18 protein-coding genes are annotated in these 18,759 nt (G+C 59.6%); 10 read left to right on the top strand and 8 right to left on the bottom strand.

Annotation, left to right across the window (positions count from 1 at the left end; all coding sequences use genetic code 11):
• Positions 1 to 549 precede the first annotated feature (549 nt).
• On the top strand, positions 550 to 1,476 hold the full coding sequence (locus F8N96_RS20725) for a universal stress protein (protein ID WP_150799395.1): 927 nt from the start codon (positions 550 to 552) through the stop codon (positions 1,474 to 1,476).
• A 130-nt stretch (positions 1,477 to 1,606) separates the two neighbouring features.
• Here F8N96_RS20725 and F8N96_RS20720 read toward each other — a convergent pair whose 3' ends face one another.
• Both F8N96_RS20720 and F8N96_RS20715 read right to left on the bottom strand, forming a co-directional pair.
• On the bottom strand, positions 1,607 to 2,419 hold the full coding sequence (locus F8N96_RS20720; RefSeq protein ID WP_150799394.1) for a class I SAM-dependent methyltransferase: 813 nt from the start codon (positions 2,417 to 2,419) through the stop codon (positions 1,607 to 1,609).
• Between the two features lie 50 nt (positions 2,420 to 2,469).
• Complete coding sequence (locus tag F8N96_RS20715; protein ID WP_064678323.1) at positions 2,470 to 2,739, bottom strand: DUF4242 domain-containing protein; 270 nt, start codon at positions 2,737 to 2,739, stop codon at positions 2,470 to 2,472.
• A gap of 198 nt (positions 2,740 to 2,937) precedes the next feature.
• Between F8N96_RS20715 and F8N96_RS20710 the strand changes: the two genes are divergently transcribed.
• Entirely contained in the window at positions 2,938 to 3,930 is a 993-nt protein-coding gene (locus tag F8N96_RS20710; RefSeq protein ID WP_150799393.1) for an AraC family transcriptional regulator, read from the top strand.
• A 132-nt stretch (positions 3,931 to 4,062) separates the two neighbouring features.
• Here F8N96_RS20710 and F8N96_RS20705 read toward each other — a convergent pair whose 3' ends face one another.
• The 3 genes from F8N96_RS20705 to F8N96_RS20695 form a co-directional block, all read right to left on the bottom strand.
• Positions 4,063 to 5,289 carry a cytochrome c biogenesis protein DipZ gene (locus F8N96_RS20705; protein ID WP_150799392.1) on the bottom strand — a complete coding sequence of 409 codons (1,227 nt, stop codon included), beginning with the start codon at positions 5,287 to 5,289 and terminating at the stop codon, positions 4,063 to 4,065.
• 493 nt (positions 5,290 to 5,782) lie between these two features.
• Positions 5,783 to 5,995, bottom strand: coding sequence for a hypothetical protein (locus F8N96_RS20700; protein WP_150799391.1), 213 nt, complete (start codon positions 5,993 to 5,995; stop codon positions 5,783 to 5,785).
• Between the two features lie 48 nt (positions 5,996 to 6,043).
• Positions 6,044 to 6,307 carry a DUF2790 domain-containing protein gene (locus F8N96_RS20695; protein WP_150799390.1) on the bottom strand — a complete coding sequence of 88 codons (264 nt, stop codon included), beginning with the start codon at positions 6,305 to 6,307 and terminating at the stop codon, positions 6,044 to 6,046.
• A gap of 305 nt (positions 6,308 to 6,612) precedes the next feature.
• Between F8N96_RS20695 and F8N96_RS20690 the strand changes: the two genes are divergently transcribed.
• Together F8N96_RS20690 and F8N96_RS20685 are read left to right on the top strand one after the other, a co-directional pair.
• On the top strand, positions 6,613 to 7,353 hold the full coding sequence (locus F8N96_RS20690; protein ID WP_064678328.1) for a response regulator: 741 nt from the start codon (positions 6,613 to 6,615) through the stop codon (positions 7,351 to 7,353).
• On the top strand, positions 7,350 to 8,663 hold the full coding sequence (locus tag F8N96_RS20685; RefSeq protein WP_150799389.1) for an ATP-binding protein: 1,314 nt from the start codon (positions 7,350 to 7,352) through the stop codon (positions 8,661 to 8,663). Before F8N96_RS20690 ends, F8N96_RS20685 begins: the two co-directional genes overlap by 4 nt.
• A 140-nt stretch (positions 8,664 to 8,803) precedes the next feature.
• On the opposite strand, the gene F8N96_RS20680 is transcribed toward F8N96_RS20685, so the two are convergent.
• Positions 8,804 to 9,562, bottom strand: a complete 759-nt coding sequence (locus F8N96_RS20680) for a DUF2063 domain-containing protein (protein ID WP_150799388.1) — start codon at positions 9,560 to 9,562, stop codon at positions 8,804 to 8,806.
• Positions 9,555 to 10,394: a DUF692 domain-containing protein gene (locus tag F8N96_RS20675; RefSeq protein WP_150799387.1), complete on the bottom strand. Its 840-nt coding sequence runs from the start codon at positions 10,392 to 10,394 to the stop codon at positions 9,555 to 9,557. The genes F8N96_RS20680 and F8N96_RS20675 overlap by 8 nt, the downstream gene beginning before the upstream one ends.
• Positions 10,395 to 10,866: 472 nt before the next feature.
• Here F8N96_RS20675 and F8N96_RS20670 point away from each other — a divergent pair, with 472 nt between their 5' ends.
• The 3 genes from F8N96_RS20670 to F8N96_RS20660 all read left to right on the top strand — a co-directional run bounded on the left by F8N96_RS20670 (position 10,867) and on the right by F8N96_RS20660 (position 14,678).
• Positions 10,867 to 11,913 (top strand): class I SAM-dependent methyltransferase, encoded by a 1,047-nt coding sequence (locus tag F8N96_RS20670; RefSeq protein WP_150799460.1) that lies wholly within the window; start codon positions 10,867 to 10,869, stop codon positions 11,911 to 11,913.
• 192 nt (positions 11,914 to 12,105) lie between these two features.
• Complete coding sequence (locus F8N96_RS20665; protein ID WP_150799386.1) at positions 12,106 to 13,785, top strand: hypothetical protein; 1,680 nt, start codon at positions 12,106 to 12,108, stop codon at positions 13,783 to 13,785.
• 59 nt (positions 13,786 to 13,844) lie between these two features.
• Positions 13,845 to 14,678: an NAD-dependent protein deacetylase gene (locus tag F8N96_RS20660; protein WP_150799385.1), complete on the top strand. Its 834-nt coding sequence runs from the start codon at positions 13,845 to 13,847 to the stop codon at positions 14,676 to 14,678.
• Between the two features lie 115 nt (positions 14,679 to 14,793).
• On the opposite strand, the gene F8N96_RS20655 is transcribed toward F8N96_RS20660, so the two are convergent.
• Positions 14,794 to 15,696, bottom strand: a complete 903-nt coding sequence (locus F8N96_RS20655) for a LysR family transcriptional regulator (RefSeq protein ID WP_150799384.1) — start codon at positions 15,694 to 15,696, stop codon at positions 14,794 to 14,796.
• 232 nt (positions 15,697 to 15,928) lie between these two features.
• On the opposite strand from F8N96_RS20655, the gene F8N96_RS20650 reads away from it, so the two are divergent.
• Genes F8N96_RS20650 through F8N96_RS20640 form a run of 3 tightly spaced genes read left to right on the top strand, consistent with a single transcriptional unit; the run spans position 15,929 to position 18,522 of the window.
• On the top strand, positions 15,929 to 16,627 hold the full coding sequence (locus tag F8N96_RS20650; RefSeq protein WP_150799383.1) for a CoA transferase subunit A: 699 nt from the start codon (positions 15,929 to 15,931) through the stop codon (positions 16,625 to 16,627).
• A gap of 36 nt (positions 16,628 to 16,663) precedes the next feature.
• Positions 16,664 to 17,329, top strand: coding sequence for a CoA transferase subunit B (locus F8N96_RS20645; RefSeq protein ID WP_150799382.1), 666 nt, complete (start codon positions 16,664 to 16,666; stop codon positions 17,327 to 17,329).
• A gap of 11 nt (positions 17,330 to 17,340) precedes the next feature.
• Entirely contained in the window at positions 17,341 to 18,522 is a 1,182-nt protein-coding gene (locus tag F8N96_RS20640) for an acetyl-CoA C-acetyltransferase (RefSeq protein ID WP_150799381.1), read from the top strand.
• Positions 18,523 to 18,759 lie beyond the last annotated feature (237 nt).

Raw genomic sequence — 18,759 nt, 5'->3', positions numbered from 1 at the left:
TCTGGGCTGACAGACTAACTACAACTAGATCTACGTCTTCTCGTACGGTGTGCGTGAAGAAGCATTCAAGATCTTTGCGATGCGTAAAAAACGATTCATCACAATACGTGATACCACTCGTGCCGTAACTTCACCCCTGTAGAAACGTGTAGGGACTGCAAAGTGCAAAGAAGCGGCGATTTTTTGGTTTTGTTTTTAAGTTTATAGTCGAAAGGTCGCAGCCTCGTTTAGCTCGAAAACTCCCATTGACCGTGCGGTCAGGTGCTCAAGGTGCAATCACCACCTTCATTACCCGTCGCCCCAATGCGAAAACAGCTCAAGCGTCGCCTTGATACCGTCGAGCTTGAACCTGCGGAGTACTCGCAACGACAACGCATGCGTTCAGCACAAACCGCAGCCAGCACCAGGTTGACGTACGGAAGGCTGATCATGGTCAATACTTAGGGAATTGAATGGCTATGAAATGACTGCACATCGGGCGGCAAGGTCGCAACCCCTGGTCGTTACAGCGGTGCCGGCACCTGCTCGTCAACCCACGGGAGGTTTGTCATGTCTGAGCAATCACGATTCATGCTGGTCGCCTCGCCCCTGATGGAACACAGCCCCGCGTTCGACCGCGCCGCCGCGCTGGCCAAGGCCGAGGATGCGGCGTTGCACATCGTCGCTTTCGATTATCTGGAGGGGCTGGCGACTGCCAGTCTGGTCAACGAAAAGGCCCTGGAGCAGATGCGCCTGGGTTACGTCGACCGCCATCGGCTGTGGCTGGAGGAACAGGCCCGTCCCCTGCGCAAGATCGGTGTCCACGTCACCACCGAGGTCGCCTGGGTCGAACGCCCGCTGGAGGAAATCCTGCTGCACCTCAAGGAGCAGCCGATGGACGTGCTGATCAAGGCGCTGGAGCATGAATCGCTGTGGTCGCGGCTGATGTTCACCCCGCTCGATGTGCATTTGCTGCGTGAGTGTCCGGTGCCTTTACACTTCATCAGCCACGCGGTGCACGCCTTGCCCCGCAAGATCGTCGCCGCGGTCGATCCGTTCCATCGCGACGATCACTACAAGACCTTCAACGACCGGATCCTGCATGAAGCGGCGAAACTGGCCAGCGCCTGCAATGCCGAGCTCGACGTGGTGTATGCCTACGACCTTTCCTCGATCAGCGCGGACGAGTTCGGCTTCGACAACGGATCAGCGTTTTTCTCGTCGGGCAAGGCCAAGACCCTGTACGACTACCAGGAAGATGCCTTCCACGAACTGGCCGAGCGCAACGGCATTTCGCCGGAACAGCGGCACATGATCATGGGCAGTCCAGGCAAGGTCCTGATCCGCTTTGCCGAGGCCTATGACACCGATGTGATTGTCATGGGGCGGGTCGGCCATCGCGGGCTGGGCCGGCTGATCGGCAGCACGGTGGAGCACCTGCTGTACAAAATGCCGTGCAGTGTGTGGGTGGTGTATACCGAGCGGCTGGATGAATAGCTGCGATGCACCCGGCCCCGTGTAGGAGCTGGCTTGCCAGCGAAGGCGGTCTATCAGCCAACACATGTATCGACTGGCACACCGCTTTCGCTGGCAAGCCAGCTCCTACATTTGTCCGTGCTAACCAGGTTCAACGCCGGGTGATCACCACCTCGAGGTACTCACTCGGCACCACCAGCGACTTGTCTCCCGCCCGGTTCAAGCTGTTCAGCAGCTCGGTCAGGTCTTTTTCAAAGGCCTGGGCGCCTTCCGGGGGCAGTGCCCCGAACGCCTTGTGGACCGGGCCGTACCAGGTGCGGAACGTGTCGATGAAATGCGCGGCCGAGCGGTAGCGGAAGTTGAAGTGCTTGCGCGTCACCTGCAGCAGAAAGTCGCGCTCATCGAATTGCGCGTGCAGCCACGCCTCGGTGCCCCAGTTCGAAGGCGGTTGCGCCCCCGGCGGTGGCGGCATATGCCGGCCCAGGGTCTTGAACATCTGGCCGACGAAGCCTTCGGGCGTCCAGTTGGCCAGGCCGATCCGGCCGCCAGGACGACAGACCCGCGCCAGTTCCGCGGCGGCCTTGGGCTGGTCCGGCGTAAACATCACACCAAAGGTCGACAGTACGGCATCGAAGCTGGCGTCCTCGAAAGGCAATGCCTCGGCATCGGCTACCTGGAACGTCACTTCCAGGCGTTCTGCCCTGGACCGGTCTTCGCCGCGCTCGAGCAGCGCCGCCACGTAGTCGGTGGAGGTAACCTCGCAACCACGGCGTGCGGCGGCCAGCGTCGCATTGCCATTGCCGGCGGCGACGTCGAGCACGCGTTCGTCGCAGAGCAGGTCGCAGGCTTCGGCAAGTTCCTCGCCGACGATCTGCAATTTGGTACCGATCACAGCATAGTCGCCGCTGGCCCAAGCGGCCATCTGACGGTTTTTTAGGGCAGTAAGATCAATGGGTGTACTCATGGAGACTGTCTCTGGCGGGTTGGAACAACGGACCAGCAACGGGCGTTCGATTACTCCGCCGTCGTGGGATCGATGATGTTCATGACCTGGGATACGCTGTTGGCGGGGAATCCACCCTGCCTGGCATGCTCCCGGATGAGCTCCTCATTCGGCGCGATGTACACGCAGTAGATCTTGTCGCCGGTGACGTAACTCTGCAGCCATTGCACCTCTGGCAAGTCGCGCAAGACCTTGCGCGACTTTTGCGAGATGGCTTTCAGATCCCGTTCTGACAGTGTTCCAGCGCCTGGGATTTCGCGTTCTATGACGAACTTCGGCATGGCAACCTCTCATTCTTGTTATTGATGACAGGGTCGGCTAACCCTGTGTGCCAACTATCGCGCCGGGGATCGTCGGCGTCCTGCCCGATCGTCGGCCAACCCTGTCCGATCGTCCGGAGATTTCACCTTCTGTCGCGACAGGCTCACAATCAGACTCACCCTTGAAAAGCGGCACCCGAGCACAGGGGAAAAACCCTCATGGACGCCCTGTCCCAGACCTTGCGCGTCGTCCGCCTGGTCGGCGCGATCTTCATCAATGCCAGGTTCACCGCACCCTGGTGCTACCAGTCGCCCAGTGCCGACACCGCAGCGCCCTTTTTGGAACCCGGCGCCGAACGTGTGGTGATCTTCCACTTGATCACCGAAGGCGAATGTTACGTCGAGCTGGGTGCCGATCCGCCCCTTCTGCTGACGGCTGGCGACGTGGTGGTGTTTCCCCAGGGAGACGCCCATCGCATGAGCTCCAGGCCGGGACTCCCGCCCGCCACCGGCTCCCGACTGGATGTGGTGCTGGCGCGCCGTCCCCGGCAGTTGAGTTATGGCGGAGGTGGCGCGGTCACGCGCCTGGTGTGCGGCTATCTGGCGTGCGACACACGGCTGGCGGGCATGCTGCTGACCGGGCTGCCGCCCATAGTGAAGGTCAACGTACGGGGTTCGAATGCCGGGATCTGGCTGGAATCCTCGGTGCGTTACGCGCTGGCCGAAGCTCGCTCGCCGCGCGCTGGTGGCGAAGGTGTCCTGGCCAAGCTGGCCGAGGTGTTGTTCATCGAGGTGTTGCGCCTGTACATGCACGAACAGGGCGAAGGCCGGACCGGTTGGCTGGCGGGCGTGAACGACCGGATCGTCGGCGCCGCCCTGAACGCGCTGCACAATAAACCCTGTCATGCCTGGACGCTGGAAGAGCTGGCGCGCACCGCCGGCACCTCAAGATCGGTGTTGGCGGAACGCTTTCAGCTACTGGTAGGGATTTCGCCGATGCAGTACCTGACGCAGTGGCGGATGTTGCTGGCGGCGAACCTGTTACGCAGCAGTAACAGTTCATTGATGCGGATTGCCGAGGAAGTGGGTTACCAGACCGATACAGCGTTCAGTCGGGCATTTCGTCGTGAGTTCGGCGCGCCCCCGGCGGCGTGGCGACGCAGTCAGGAGAAAAAACCAATGGCCCACGGTGCGCAGCCTGTGAGCCATTGATCCAAGGGACGCGGAGCGTCCCGAGCAGCATTCCCACGCAGAGCGTGGGAACGATCGGCACCCTCCTCCATGATCGTTCCCACGCTCTGCGTGGTAACGCCTCCAGTGACGCTCTGCGTCACGCTTTTGGATTTACGCTGCAGCGGGGGCTTTGGCGTCGGCCTTGGCCTCTTCCAGCAACTGCTGGATCATTTTCTCCTGGGTCTCGTAGCGGCCTTCGCCGAAGTGGGTGAAACGCACCTGGCCCTTGGCGTCGATCAGGTAGTGAGCGGGCCAGTACTGGTTGTCGAAGTTGCGCCAGATCGCGTAGTTGTTGTCGATCGCCACCGGATAGGTGATGCCGAGCTTCTTCACCTGATCCTTGACGTTGGCGATGATGCGTTCGAAGCCGTATTCGGGTGTATGGACGCCGATCACCACCAGGCCATCCTTCTCGTATTTCTTCGCCCAGTCCTTCACGTACGGCAGGGTGTGCTGACAGTTGATGCAGTCATAGGTCCAGAAATCCACCAGTACCACTTTACCCTTAAGGGATTCGTTGGTCAGCGCTGGCGAGTTGAGCCATTCGACTGCGCCGGAGAGGGATGGCATGGCACCTTGGGCGTTATCCATCGACGAGTCGGCCTTGACCTTGCTGACGAAGTAATCGACCACTTTCGGTACGGTCTCCAGCACACCTTTCTCGAGGCTGCCGAGGCCTTCGGACGAGGTGCCGGCCAGCAATGTCTTGTCGGCGCCGGTGGAGATCACCGCCGCGGCGGCCAGCACGGCCACACCGGCACCACGACGCAGCCAACCGGTGACCGGGATTGACCCTTTCAAGCGATTGACCAGGCCGCGACCGGCGAAGATCAGGGTGCCCAGGGACAACGCACTGCCCAGGCCGTACGCCACCAGCAACAGACTGGTCTGGGCATTGGCGCCTTGCAGCATGGCGCCGGTGAGGATGACGCCGAGGATCGGCCCGGCGCACGGCGCCCACAGCAGGCCGGTGGCGACGCCGATCATGACCGAGCCCAGCGGGCCGGACATCTTGCGGGTGTCGGGGTCGAGGCGATTGCCGAGCACGACGAACGGACGCGCCAGCCAGCCGCCGACACGGGCGGAAATCAGCGACAGGGCGAACAACGCCATCACCATCAGGGCGACGTGGCGACCGGTGCTGCTGGCTTGCACCACCCACTCGCTGCTGACCACCGCCAGGCTGGAGATCAGGGCGAAGGTCAGGACCATGCCCCCGAGGGTGAGCAGAATCGAGGACCGCGTGCGGTCGACCCCGGCGAACAGGAACGGCACGACCGGCAGGATGCAGGGACTGAGGACGGTCAATATGCCGCCCAGGAATGCGATGAGTAACATGGGATCACCTTGAATAGACGAGGGTGGCGATTCACACACATCCCCCTGTAGGAGCTGGCTTGCCAGCGAAAGCGATCTGTCAGTCACATCTATGTTGAATGTGCCGCCGTCTTCGCCGCAAAGCTGGCCCCTGTAGGAGCTGGCTTGCCAGCGAAAGCGATCTGTCAGTCACATCTATGTTGAATGTGCCGCCGTCTTCGCCGCAAAGCTGGCCCCTGTAGGAGCTGGCTTGCCAGCGAAAGCGGTCTGTCAGTCACATCAATGTCGGATGTGCCGCCGTCTTCGCCGCAAAGCTGGCCCCTGTAGGAGCTGGCTTGCCAGCGAAAGCGGTCTATCAGTCACATCAATGTCGGATGTGCCGCCGTCTTCGCCGCAAAGCTGGCCCCTGTAGGAGCTGGCTTGCCAGCGAAAGCGGTCTGTCAGTCACATCTATGTTGAATGTGCCGCCGTCTTCGCTGGCAAGCCAGCTCCTACAGGGGGGAACCGTGTTGATTCAGGCAGTCTGGTTATCCAGCAGTTGCCCCTGCGGCGTACGGCCGGAACCATCCTGTGCCAGCAAGGCATCGGCGCCCTGCTTCGCCACCGGCGTCAGCTGGAAGCAGGTGCTGCTGCCACAACTGCCTTGTTCCACGACGGCGTTGGCATGGGCGGCAGCGCCAGCCAGGGAGAAGGCAACAGCGGTCAAAAAGCGCGATAGGTTGTTCATGATGTTCTTCCTGTTGCAAAGGGATTGGGCAATCGGCCAGCGAGGGACTCAGTTGTCGTCGTTGCAGCCGTCAGCAAACTTGCGGTAATCCAGGACCTGGGTTTTATTCCCGGAGTCCAGATAGGTCAGCTGCGCATTTACAATCCCGCAGGAAGGCGCGGCGTCCTGTTTCATCGAGATCACCTTCTTGATGTCCAGGTGCGTGCCGTAGGTGTAGGTTTCAGGGGTGACCTGCGCTTCGGCACGGGCCGACAGGGTGCAGATGTTCAGGGCGGCAAACAGGCAGGCGGCGACGACGGCTTTGGTGTTCATGGTGGTTTCCTCAAGGCTTCGATGGGTCAATCGTTGGTTGGGCCGAGGCGTTCTGGCTTGCCCCGATGGAACTCATTAGAAGCCCGCGAGGTATCTCGTCTGTGTCGAAAACAGGCGCGTGTAAATCGATACGTATCAGAGCCGCCCCCTGATACACAGCGATACAAAACCGCAGAAAAACAGTGTTTTTGCGTCTGCATGTATCCGCTGCTACACCAGATACACTGCAATACAAAGGGTTGCGGGCAGGCGCACCAAGGCTCGATAGACTGCGCAACATCCCCCATCTGCAGAGGCCTGGCCCCATGGAACACGTCGATCACATTCTCATCGTGGACGATGACCGCGAGATTCGAGAGTTGGTAGGCAACTACCTGAAGAAGAACGGCCTTCGCACCACGGTCGTGGCGGACGGGCGGCAAATGCGCGCCTTTCTCGAATCCACGCCGGTGGACCTGATCGTGCTCGACATCATGATGCCCGGCGACGATGGCCTGATGCTCTGCCGGGAATTGCGCGCCGGCAAACACAGGGCCACTCCGGTATTGATGCTCACCGCGCGCAATGATGAAACCGACCGTATCATCGGCCTGGAAATGGGCGCCGACGATTACCTGGTCAAGCCGTTCGCCGCCCGTGAACTGCTCGCCCGCATCAACGCCGTACTGCGCCGCACGCGGATGCTGCCGCCCAACCTGGTGGTCACCGAAAGCGGGCGATTGCTGGCCTTCGGCCGCTGGCGCCTGGACACTTCCGCACGGCACCTGCTCGATGATGACGGCACCATGGTTGCGCTCAGTGGCGCCGAATACCGGCTGCTGCGGGTGTTCCTCGATCATCCGCAGCGAGTGCTCAATCGCGACCAGTTGCTGAACCTGACCCAGGGCCGCGACGCCGACCTGTTCGACCGGTCCATCGACTTGCTGGTCAGTCGCCTGCGTCAGCGCTTGCTGGACGACGCACGGGAGCCGGCCTACATCAAGACCGTGCGCAGCGAAGGTTATGTATTTTCCCTGCCGGTGGAAGTGCTGGGTGCGCCATCATGAACCTGGCGATACGTTGGCCCCGCACCCTCGCCTCGCGGTTGTCGCTGATTTTTCTGATCGGCCTGATCCTCGCGCAGGCCTTGTCCTTCGGCGCGCAGTATTACGAGCGTTACGAAAGCGCGAAAAACACCATGCTGGGCAATCTGGAAACCGACGTATCGACCTCCATCGCCATCCTCGACCGCTTGCCGGCCGAAGAACGTGCCAGCTGGCTGAAGCAACTGGAGCGGCGCAATTATCGCTATTTGCTGGACGAGGGCTCACCGGGCATGCCCATGAGCGATACCCCGATCGCGGTGACCTCGATCAAGGACGCCATCGGCATGGATTACCCGATGACCGTTACCGACATTCCCGGGCCGATAAAACACTTCCAGGTCCACCTGAAGCTGGCTGACGGCAGCCCGGTGACCATCGATGTGCGACCGGCGATGCTGCCGTTGTCGCCGTGGTTGCCCATGGTGTTGCTGGGCCAACTGGCGCTGATGATCGCCTGCACCTGGCTGGCCGTGAGAATCGCCATCCGCCCTCTCACCCGCCTCGCCCAGGCGGTGGAGACCCTGGACCCCAACACCCACGCGGTACACCTGGACGAGAAAGGTCCGACCGAAGTCGCCCATGCCGCCAAGGCGTTCAACGCCATGCAGGCGCGCATCGCCGCCTACCTCAAGGAACGCATGCAGCTGCTGGCGGCGATCTCCCACGACCTGCAAACCCCGATCACCCGCATGAAACTGCGCGCCGAATTCATGGACGATTCCAGCGAAAAAGACAAACTGTGGAACGACCTCGGCGAGATGGAACACCTGGTGCGCGAAGGCGTGGCCTATGCCCGCAGCGTGCACGGCTCCACGGAGGAGAGTCGTCGCACCGACCTGGATTCTTTCCTCGACAGCCTGGTGTTCGATTACCAGGACATGGGCAAGGACGTGCAGCTGAGCGGCAAAAGCGACGCGGTGATCAACACCCGGCCCCATGCCCTGCGCCGGGTGCTGGTGAACCTGACGGACAACGCACTGAAGTTCGCCGGTGCCGCCGAGTTATGGGTGGCATCGACGGCAGACGGCAGTTTGTCGGTGAAGGTGATGGACCGTGGGCCCGGGATTGCCGAAGAGGAACTGGCCCATGTGATGGAGCCGTTCTACCGCGTGGAAAATTCACGCAACCGCAGCACCGGCGGCACCGGGTTGGGCTTGGCGATTGCGCAGCAATTGGCGTTGGCGCTCGGGGGCTCGTTGACCTTGAGTCATCGTGAAGGCGGTGGTTTGTGCGCGGAGCTCAGGTTGCCGGGTAATAAAGCGGGGCGTTGAAAAGTCCTAATGTAGGAGCGAGCTTGCTCGCGATAAACTCAAGCACACCACGGGGTGTCAGGCTTACAGCGTTATCGTTGACGGCCATCGCTAGCAAGCTAGCTCCTACAATTGATTGGTGGTGATTGGGCGATTGCGCCCTAGGCGATGACGCCCACCACCCCTTCCCCATGCATTTGCCGCAACAATGCCAGCCCACTGTCGATGAACGCAGGCGACCCGGCGACTCCCGCCTCCACCGCCAGCCCTTCCAGCTGCGCGCGGCCACTGAGCTCCGGAAACTCGCCGATCCGCTGCAACAACCGCCATGCCAACGGGCTCAGTTCGGAAAACTTCACGCTCCAGTCCTCGCTCCGGCGCACCAACAGCAGCGTCGGCTGAACCGGTGGCGCTTCAGGTCGATGATCGGGTCCGACCAACTGGACTGGCCAGGCATAGGCCAAGGGCCAGGCCAGCGGCGAAACCTGCAACGGGCGATCCAGCAGCAACCCGGCATCGCTGGCCGGCAAGGGCTCGGCTTCGGACTGTTGCAGTGCCATCTCGATCCATTCGTAATGCGCCAGTTCGACCATGAACGGCGGCCACGGCCCTGCAGTCAAGGCGTGCGCTTCAGAACCGAGGAACTCGACAAATTCCTCGGCGATTTCGCCGAATTTCGGCGTGCGCGCCCGGTGGTCCCGCAGGAAGGTCCGCACCAGGGACCCCCAATGCTCATCGCCAAGCACCTTGATCAGCACCGGAAAGGTCCCGCTGAGCAACGATGACAGGTTCGAGAAAACCAGCTCGCGGTATACCCCGGCCCTCGCCACGTCCATCCCGGCCGGTGGCGGGCAATGCTCGGGATCGCGCAGGTAAAGCCCCATCGTCGTTTGCTGCTGATGCAGCGAGTGCTTATCCACGGTTCACCTCCACGGCCTGCAGGCGGCGGATAGTCTGCAATTCGGCCACCAGCTCCGAGAACGCAGGGAAATTGAAATCCCGTTCCAGCAAGGTTGGCTGCGCGCCGAACCGGCTGTAAGCCTGGGCCAGCAACGACCAGACCACCGGTTTGACCGACGCGCCGTGGGTATCGATTTTCAAGGAGTCGGACTCATCGAAGTGCCCGGCCACGTGCATCGCCACCACGCGGTCCGAGTCGATACCGGCGAGAAAGGCCTGGGGATCGAAATCGTGATTGATCGAATTGACGTACACATTGTTGACGTCCAGCAACAGGTCGCAATCGGCTTCGCGTAGCACCGCGTTGGTAAACGTCACCTCGTCCATGTCCTGCTGGGGCGCGGCGTAATAAGAGACGTTTTCTACAGCCAGGCGCCGGCCGAGGATGTCCTGGGCCTGACGAATCCGCGCGGCCACGTGATGCACCGCTTCTTCGGTAAACGGCAACGGCAGCAGGTCGTAAAGGTGGCCGTCATCGCTGCAGTAGCTCAGGTGTTCGCTGTACAGCGGCACCTTGTAGTGATCGAGAAAAACCCGAACCTCTTGCAGAAAACCGACGTCCAGTGGCGCTGGCCCGCCCAGTGACAGGGACAAGCCGTGACAGGACAACGGATAGCGCTCGGCCAGGGCCCGCAACGCATGGCCATGGGCGCCACCGATGCCGATCCAGTTCTCTGGCGCGACTTCCAGAAAGTCGAAGTCGCCCATCGGCGCCGCTTGCAGGTCTTTCATTAATCCGCGACGCAGGCCAAGCCCGACGCTGGCCTTCGCTGATGTGAGGGGGGTGTGCATGGTGTCGATCTCAAGGTTGCCGAACGGAACCACAGTTGATCGCGGGGGTGTATCGGGACTGTGTTCTGCCGCACCCCGGAATGGGAGGTACTGTATCGAGGAGAGGGTTGGATACAGTGGGATACATTCGGTACCACGAAGGAAGGCGCCGCGGGTTTTCGTTTCGTCAAGCGACACCCCGACCCCTTGTGGGAGCGAGCCTGCTCGCGAAAGCGGTAGTCCAGTCGACCAGAATGTTGCCTGACCCACCGCTTTCGCGAGCAGGCTCGCTCCCACAGGGACCGGCGTGGATCACGGAGATTTGGCTCGCAGGCACTTTCGTCGCTGAAGCCAACGCTGCACGGCCCCCGGACTAAACTTAGTGCACGCAGGACGTACTCATCGTCCTGATCATTCCCACGACCACAGCCCAGGGCTGAACGCCTCGAAAAACCTCGCCTCTGGACCGTGATCCACCACAGGAGCACACATGATGGACGAGGCCCGACTTAATGATTTCATGGGTAAACTGGTAAACGACATGGGCGGCGCGGCGATGCTGGCCAATGTCATCCTCGGCGAAGAACTCGGACTTTACCGGGCCATGGCCGACAGCCAGCCAATCACCCCTGAAGCACTCGCCGAAAAGACCGGCTGCAACACTCGCTTGCTACGTGAATGGCTCAGTGCCCACGCTGCCTCCGGGTACATGGAACACAGCGACGGTCAGTTCCGCCTGCCCGAAGAGCAAGCCCTCGCGCTGGCGAACGAAGACTCGCCGGTCTATGTGGCGGGCGGTATCGGGGTGGTCGCGTCGTTTTTCCATGACAAGGACAAACTGGTCAACGCCATGCGCGGCAACGGCGCCCTCGCCTGGGGCGATCACCATCCGTGCATGTTCAGCGGCACGGAGCGGTTCTTCCGGCCTGGCTATAAAGCGCATTTGATCGCCGAATGGCTGCCGGCACTCGAAGGCGTGGTCGCCAAACTGGAAGCGGGCGCCAAGGTAGCGGACATCGGCTGCGGCCACGGTGCTTCCACCGTGATCATGGCCCAGGCGTTCCCGGATTCGCGGTTCGTCGGGTTCGACTACCACGCGCCCTCCGTCACCGTGGCCACCCAGCGCGCGGAAGAAGGCGGCGTGTCCGGTCGTGCGCGGTTCTTCCAGGGCACGGCAAAAAGCTACCCCGGCGATGACTATGACCTGGTCTGCTACTTCGACTGCCTGCATGACATGGGCGACCCGGTGGGCGCGGCGCGGCATGCCTATGAGTCGCTGAAACCGGACGGCACGGTACTGCTGGTGGAACCGTTCGCCAACGACTCGCTCGACGACAACATCACCCCGGTTGGCCGCTTGTTCTACGCCGCCTCGACCTTCATCTGCACCCCGAACTCGCTGTCCCAGGAAGTCGGGCTCGGCCTCGGTGCCCAGGCGGGCGAGGCGCGGTTGCGCAAGGTCTTCACCGAGGCGGGCTTCAAGACGTTCCGGCGGGCGACGGAAACGCCGTTCAACCTGATTCTGGAGGCGCGCAAGTAATTTCCAAGCTGTTTAGGCGGGTGAGGGCCCTCACCCGTCTGCAAAAATCGCTAAAACTCAGATAATATTTTTTATCCGTAATTCCGACTTTCATGTTCAATACGTTAGTATCAGAGCAGTTTAAACTCAATCTGCTTCACCACCCAAAGGCTGACAACGCTCATTGTTCACAAAATGAAAAGGAACATCATATTGAACGCTAACAAAGAGTATTCTTCGCAAATTACAGAAATTGAAACCATGTACAGCAATAACAGGGAAAAGGTTTATACCCAACTTCCTGCGCCAGGATACTGGATCCCCATGCTTCTCTCGGCTGCCGTCAAAAAGGGCAACGGAATAGTTGACAACATTCAAAAATACTCATCACCTGATCACGGAGTAAATTTTCGAGCTTTACTTGTTACCATCTCCCAAAGCCATGCTCATCCAATTTCAGATTTTCAGCCGTTTTTTGATGAAGCCTTAAAACTGGACGATCAAGCGAAACATGTTTTCACTTATGAAAGTGATCGCCTAATGATGCTTCACGATAAAACCTCTGCTGAAGAGGGTATATGGCACGTAACACGGCACGCAGACTCAGCTTATAAAATCGAACTATCACCGGCCAGTCAGCGAACAGCTCTGCATTTATTGTCTGTTAAAGCCGATTTTCTTTCGAGCTCCAATACCATCAGGAAATTCTTAAAGCACCCAGGAAAGGACAGTGACTTTGTTGGTATAGCACTCCAAATGAAGCTAACTGATCTAAAACCCATCACCGCAGGAACTGCGAAAGAATGGATGGACTTCCTGCAAAAACTTGAACTCACAGAAGAGGAACTTATTATATTTCAGATACTTGGACCTTTCATACAGCAAAGAGTCAATCGATTCTGGTTCAAGGAAGACGACCTTGTAAATATCGTACTGACGCTAAATAAACAATACAAACTTACCAAGTGCTCAAAGGTGAGGGTTCAAAGCCTACTGAAAAAACTTGTTCCAACTTTGGAGGAAGCATTGGAATGGGGTCTATCCGTACCGTTTGTAAAAATTGGCGATTGGTATATGTGGTGGCCATTTGCGTATAGCGTCATTCATCCAAACCTGACACTTCTCGCCATATTAATGAAGAGATCTCCCGAGCACTGGAACAACACCATTGGTTCACAGGCCGCCAAAGTATCAGATTACCTCGCAGGCAAGCTAAAAAAATCCCAAGACATCGAAATTACGACCTGCCGGGTAAAAAAGAATATCGGCGATATTGACATTGCAATTTTCAATAATACTACGAACACTCTTTTATTGTGTGAAGTAAAGACGGTATTTGATCGTTTCCGAACCAATCACCAACACAAAAACTTCACCATGCAACGCGTAAACTACCAAAAGGCTGCCAATCAACTTCTTTCAACACAGCAGTCTATAGAAAGTGGTAACTGGAAAATAAAGGACATCTTCCCCTCGACAAAAGCGTCCGAGATCAAAAAAATACTGAAAATCGTTCTAACATGGTGGGATATTTTCGACCCCTATAAAGGAACCGACTTCAATGACGTCGCCGTATCCAATTTTTCGACATTTATCTACGCATACAATCAGTGTAATAGCAACCTAGAGCAGCTCCACCAGTCGTTACTGGAACTATCAGCATTGCCCTGCCCGGCCACCCGATTATTCAATGCAATCGATGATGGAGGGTTCGAACTTAAATGGTCTATCGACAAGCAATGCGATCTGCTTCCACCGGACGCCGATGCACGCTGCATTGCCCTTTCACCGTTCAGCTCTCAGTTATTAACTGATATCCAGCGTTTCCCGAAAGACTGGAAATCTCAAATGCTCGCTTTAGGTGAGGATATCGATACTTTAATCTTTCCATAACCTTCAGTGAGCCCTCGGCTGTCCAACAGATTTTATATTTTTGTCTCTGGAGTGCGCTTATGTTCACCGATTACGAATTGGACAAGCTCTGCCGCTGGATGGCCGACCAGCCATTTGTGGTCCTGACCGGCGCGGGCATCAGCACCCCGTCGGGCATTCCGGATTACCGCGACAACCAGGGCGTGAGGCGTGGCCGGCAACCGATGATGTACCAGGAATTCCTCTCGGCCCCCGAATCCCGGCGCCGCTATTGGGCGCGGGCGATGCTCGGTTGGCCGCGGGTGCGCCAGGCCCAGCCGAACGTGGCCCACGAGGCCTTGGCCAGTTTGCAAAGCTCGCAGCAGATCAGCGGGCTGATCACTCAAAACGTCGACACCCTGCACGACCAGGCCGGCAGCCATGACGTCATCGAACTCCACGGCAGCCTGCACCGGGTGCGGTGCCTGGACTGCGGAAAACGCAGCGAACGGGATTCGATCCAGCAGTTGATGGAAGCGCAGAATCCGTATCTGGCAGGGGTGGATGCAGTGCAAGCCCCGGATGGCGACACGCTGCTGGATGCGGCGTTTGAGGCGCGGTTTCAGGTGCCGCATTGCCCGCATTGCGCGGGTGAGCGGATGAAGCCGGATGTGGTGTTTTTTGGCGAGAATGTGGCGCAGGTGACGGCGGCCAAAGCGATGGCGGCGGTCGAAAAGGCTGCGGGGTTGTTGGTGGTGGGGTCTTCGTTGATGGCGTATTCGGCGTTTCGGTTGTGCCGGGCGGTGGCGGATCAGGGGAAGCCGTTGATTGCGATTAATTTGGGGAAGACTCGGGCGGATGACATCCTGGATTTGAAGATTGAGGGGTCGTGTGAGCAATTGCTGCCCTTACTGGCTCAACACCTCTCATCCTGATTGCCCCCAAAACCCTGTAGGAGCTGGCTTGCCAGCGAATGCGGTGGGTCAGCTATATTGATGTTGCCTGACACTCCGCCTTCGCTGGCAAGCCAGCTCCTACAGGGGGTTGTGATCAGCTCACGGAAACCTGCTCGCCCAGGTTTTCTTCTTTCAGGATATCGAACAACGCCTGCGCCGCCGCCGACAGTTCCCCTCCCGGTTTGGTCAACACCCCGATCGCCCGCTCTACCACCGGATCGCGCAAGGTAATACACCGCGCGCCCAGTTCGCGCATCTGCCCGGCGCACAGCGCTGGCACCGCGCTGACACCCAGCCCGCTGGCGACCATCCTTCCGACCGTCGCCAACTGATGGCTTTCAAACTCCACCGGCAATTTCATGCCCCGAGCCTGCAAGTGTTCTTCCAGCATCACCCGCACCGTCGACGGTCGCTGCAAGGTAATGAACGGCTCCTTGAGCAAGGTCTGCCAGTCGATGTCGCCTAGTTCCGCCAACGCGGAATCATGGGGCACCACCGCCACAAAACGGTCCATGTACAACGGCGTGAATTCCAATGAAGAACTCTGCGTCGGCTCAAACGCCACCCCCAGTTCCACCTGCCGGTCACGCACCATTTCCAGCACTTGCTCGTTGATCACGTCATTCACGGTGACATTGACCTTGGGATACCTTGCGCGGAACGTCTTGAGGATCGGTGGCAGCAGATTACCGGCAAACGAAGGCATGGCCGCGAGGGTCACGCGACCGCGCTGCAGGGTGAAACGCTGGCGCAGTTCATCCTCGGCATTGTCCCAGTCGGCAATCAGTCGCCGCGCCAGCGGCACCAGCGACTCGCCTTCCGGGGTCAACGCCACATTGCGCGTGTTGCGGGTGAACAAACGCCCGCCCAGGCCCTCCTCCAGCGCCTTGATGGTCAGGCTCAACGCCGATTGCGACAGGTGCAAACGCTCGCAGGCCACGGCAAAACTCAGGCTCTGGGCCACGGCGAGGAAGGCGCGGATCTGCTTGACTGTCATGAACGGTCTCCAACGTAATACGCATCCCCTGTAGGAGCTGGCTTGCCAGCGAAGGCGGCCTGAAGTCTTGCAGCGCTCAAGACGACGTCTTCGCTGGCAAGCCAGCCCCTTCAGATTAGTGAGTTTTATCTATTAATCTACCCTAAAAATCAACTTAACAAATAAATCCAGCAGCGCGACACTCCATCCCATTCGGCTAGCCAGCCGCCCATAAAGAATAAAAGAGGTGCATATGGCAGGTTTCGACAAACGCGTGAGTTCCTACGAAGAAGCTTTGGCAGGCCTTGAAGACGGCATGACCGTGATCGCCGGCGGCTTCGGCCTGTGCGGGATCCCGGAAAACCTGATCAACGAGATCAAGCGCAAAGGCACTCGCGACCTCACCGTGGTTTCCAACAACTGCGGCGTCGACGGTTTCGGCCTCGGCGTGCTGCTGGAAGACCGGCAGATTCGCAAGGTGGTGGCGTCCTATGTCGGCGAGAACAAACTGTTCGAAGACCAACTGCTCAAAGGCGAAATCGAAGTCGTCCTGACCCCCCAAGGCACCCTCGCCGAAAAAATGCGTGCAGGCGGTGCCGGCATCCCCGCTTTCTTCACTGCCACCGGCGTCGGCACCCCGGTTGCCGAAGGCAAGGAAGTGCGCGAATTCCATGGCCGCCAGTACCTGATGGAAGAATCCATCACCGGTGACTTCGCCATCGTCAAAGGCTGGAAAGCCGACCATTTCGGTAACGTGATCTATCGCCACACCGCCCAGAACTTCAATCCGCTGGCCGCTACCGCCGGCAAGATCACCGTGGTCGAAGTCGAAGAAATCGTCGAGCCCGGCGAGCTGGACCCGGCGCAGATCCACACCCCTGGCATCTACGTCGACCGGGTCATTTGCGGCACGTTCGAAAAGCGCATCGAACAGCGCACCGTGCGTAAGTGAACCCCTGCCCCCGGACCGAATGAAGGAATAACAACAATGGCACTTTCCCGCGAACAAATGGCTCAACGCGTCGCCCGCGAAATGCAGGACGGCTTTTACGTGAACCTGGGCATCGGCATCCCGACCCTGGTCGCCAACTACATCCCCGAAGGCATGGAAGTCATGCTGCAGTCGGAAAACGGCCTGCTCGGCATGGGTCCCTTCCCTACTGAAGAAACCATCGATGCCGACATGATCAACGCCGGCAAGCAAACCGTGACCGCGCGCATCGGCGCTTCGATCTTTTCCTCCGCCGAGTCGTTCGCGATGATTCGCGGTGGTCATGTCGACCTGACCGTGCTGGGTGCCTTTGAAGTAGACGTGCAAGGCAACATCGCCTCGTGGATGATCCCCGGCAAGCTGATCAAAGGCATGGGCGGCGCGATGGACCTGGTGGCCGGCGCAGACAACATCATCGTCATCATGACCCACGCGTCCAAGGATGGTGAGTCCAAGCTGTTGGACCACTGCAGCCTGCCGCTGACCGGCGCCGGTTGCATCAAGCGCGTGCTGACCGACCTGGCCTACCTGGAAATCGAAAACGGCGCGTTCATCCTCAAGGAACGTGCGCCGGGTGTCAGCGTTGAAGAAATCGTCGCCAAAACCGCTGGTAAACTGATCGTGCCGGACCACGTTCCGGAAATGCAGTTCGCTGCCCAGTGAGGAATCCTTCCATGCAAGAAGTCGTCATTGTCGCCGCCACCCGTACTGCCATCGGCAGTTTCCAGGGTTCGCTGGCCACTGTGTCCGCCGTTGACCTGGGCGCTGCGGTGATCCGTCAGTTGCTGGCGCAAACCGGCCTGGACGTTACCGAAGTCGATGAAGTGATCATGGGCCAGGTATTGACCGCCGGCGCCGGGCAGAACCCTGCGCGCCAATCCGCGATCAAGGCCGGCCTGCCGTTTACCGTGCCGGCGATGACCTTGAACAAGGTCTGCGGCTCGGGCCTCAAGGCCCTGCACCTGGCCACCCAGGCCATTCGCTGCGGCGATGCCGAGGTGATCATTGCCGGCGGCCAGGAAAACATGAGCCTGTCCAACTACGTCATGCCCGGTGCGCGCACCGGCCTGCGCATGGGCAACGCGCAAATCGTCGACACCATGATCAGCGACGGCCTGTGGGATGCGTTCAACGATTACCACATGGGCATCACCGCCGAGAACCTGGCGCAAAAATACAGCCTGACCCGCGAGCAACAGGATGCTTTCGCCGCCGCCTCCCAGCAGAAAGCCACGGCCGCCATCGAAGCCGGGCGTTTTGCCGATGAGATCACGCCGATCCTGATTCCCCAGCGCAAGGGTGATCCGCTGTCGTTCGCCACTGATGAACAGCCACGGGCCGGCACCACCGCCGAAGCCCTGGGCAAGCTCAAGGCCGCCTTCAAGAAGGACGGTTCGGTGACGGCCGGCAACGCTTCGTCCCTGAACGACGGGGCCGCTGCCGTGATCCTGATGAGCGCGGAAAAAGCCAAGGCCCTGGGTTTGCCAGTGCTGGCGAAAATTGCCGCCTACGCCAACGCGGGCGTCGACCCGGCCATCATGGGCATCGGCCCGGTCTCGGCCACTCGCCGCTGCCTGGACAAGGCCGGCTGGTCGATCGATCAGCTTGAGTTGGTTGAGGCCAACGAAGCCTTCGCCGCGCAATCCCTGGCAGTGGCCAAGGACCTGGAATGGGACCTGGACAAGGTCAACGTCAACGGCGGCGCCATCGCCCTGGGTCACCCGATCGGTGCCTCGGGTTGCCGGGTGCTGGTGACCTTGCTGCATGAAATGATCAAGCGTGACGCCAAGAAAGGCCTCGCCACCCTGTGCATCGGTGGTGGCCAGGGCGTGGCACTGGCGATCGAGCGGGCGTAAAGCGTTCAACAGACTGCGCGGGGGCCCACGAAGAACCGTCGCAGCCTGGCAACACCCCCGGTGCGACTTATGTCGCACCGGGTCTCCCCCATTTACCGGGCTGTCAACCCGCACCCCTGTAGGAGCTGGCTTGCCAGCGAAGGCGGAGTGTCAGGCAACATCAATGCAGCTGATCCACCGCATTCGCTGGCAAGCCAGCTCCTACAGGGATCCGTGGCGAGATCACGGCCCTTGCAT

Origin of the sequence: Pseudomonas fluorescens, from assembly GCF_902497855.1 — a bacterium.
GTDB classification, from domain to species: domain Bacteria; phylum Pseudomonadota; class Gammaproteobacteria; order Pseudomonadales; family Pseudomonadaceae; genus Aquipseudomonas; species Aquipseudomonas fluorescens_BI.
The sequence above is the reverse complement of the archived record's forward strand: the minus strand, read 5'-3'. Positions and strand labels throughout refer to the sequence as shown.

Bases quoted from the DNA above. Each gene is read 5' to 3' on its own strand.
- F8N96_RS20640 (WP_150799381.1), top strand. From the start codon at position 17,341: ATGCAAGAAGTCGTCATTGTCGCCGCCACCCGTACTGCCATCGGCAGT.
- F8N96_RS20645 (WP_150799382.1), top strand. From the start codon at position 16,664: ATGGCACTTTCCCGCGAACAAATGGCTCAACGCGTCGCCCGCGAAATG.
- F8N96_RS20710 (WP_150799393.1), top strand. From the start codon at position 2,938: ATGGACGCCCTGTCCCAGACCTTGCGCGTCGTCCGCCTGGTCGGCGCG.
- F8N96_RS20650 (WP_150799383.1), top strand. From the start codon at position 15,929: ATGGCAGGTTTCGACAAACGCGTGAGTTCCTACGAAGAAGCTTTGGCA.
- F8N96_RS20675 (WP_150799387.1), bottom strand. From the start codon at position 10,394: ATGCACACCCCCCTCACATCAGCGAAGGCCAGCGTCGGGCTTGGCCTG.
- F8N96_RS20660 (WP_150799385.1), top strand. From the start codon at position 13,845: ATGTTCACCGATTACGAATTGGACAAGCTCTGCCGCTGGATGGCCGAC.
- F8N96_RS20700 (WP_150799391.1), bottom strand. From the start codon at position 5,995: ATGAACAACCTATCGCGCTTTTTGACCGCTGTTGCCTTCTCCCTGGCT.
- F8N96_RS20685 (WP_150799389.1), top strand. From the start codon at position 7,350: ATGAACCTGGCGATACGTTGGCCCCGCACCCTCGCCTCGCGGTTGTCG.
- F8N96_RS20655 (WP_150799384.1), bottom strand. From the start codon at position 15,696: ATGACAGTCAAGCAGATCCGCGCCTTCCTCGCCGTGGCCCAGAGCCTG.
- F8N96_RS20715 (WP_064678323.1), bottom strand. From the start codon at position 2,739: ATGCCGAAGTTCGTCATAGAACGCGAAATCCCAGGCGCTGGAACACTG.
- F8N96_RS20725 (WP_150799395.1), top strand. From the start codon at position 550: ATGTCTGAGCAATCACGATTCATGCTGGTCGCCTCGCCCCTGATGGAA.
- F8N96_RS20670 (WP_150799460.1), top strand. From the start codon at position 10,867: ATGGACGAGGCCCGACTTAATGATTTCATGGGTAAACTGGTAAACGAC.
- F8N96_RS20690 (WP_064678328.1), top strand. From the start codon at position 6,613: ATGGAACACGTCGATCACATTCTCATCGTGGACGATGACCGCGAGATT.
- F8N96_RS20705 (WP_150799392.1), bottom strand. From the start codon at position 5,289: ATGTTACTCATCGCATTCCTGGGCGGCATATTGACCGTCCTCAGTCCC.
- F8N96_RS20695 (WP_150799390.1), bottom strand. From the start codon at position 6,307: ATGAACACCAAAGCCGTCGTCGCCGCCTGCCTGTTTGCCGCCCTGAAC.
- F8N96_RS20720 (WP_150799394.1), bottom strand. From the start codon at position 2,419: ATGAGTACACCCATTGATCTTACTGCCCTAAAAAACCGTCAGATGGCC.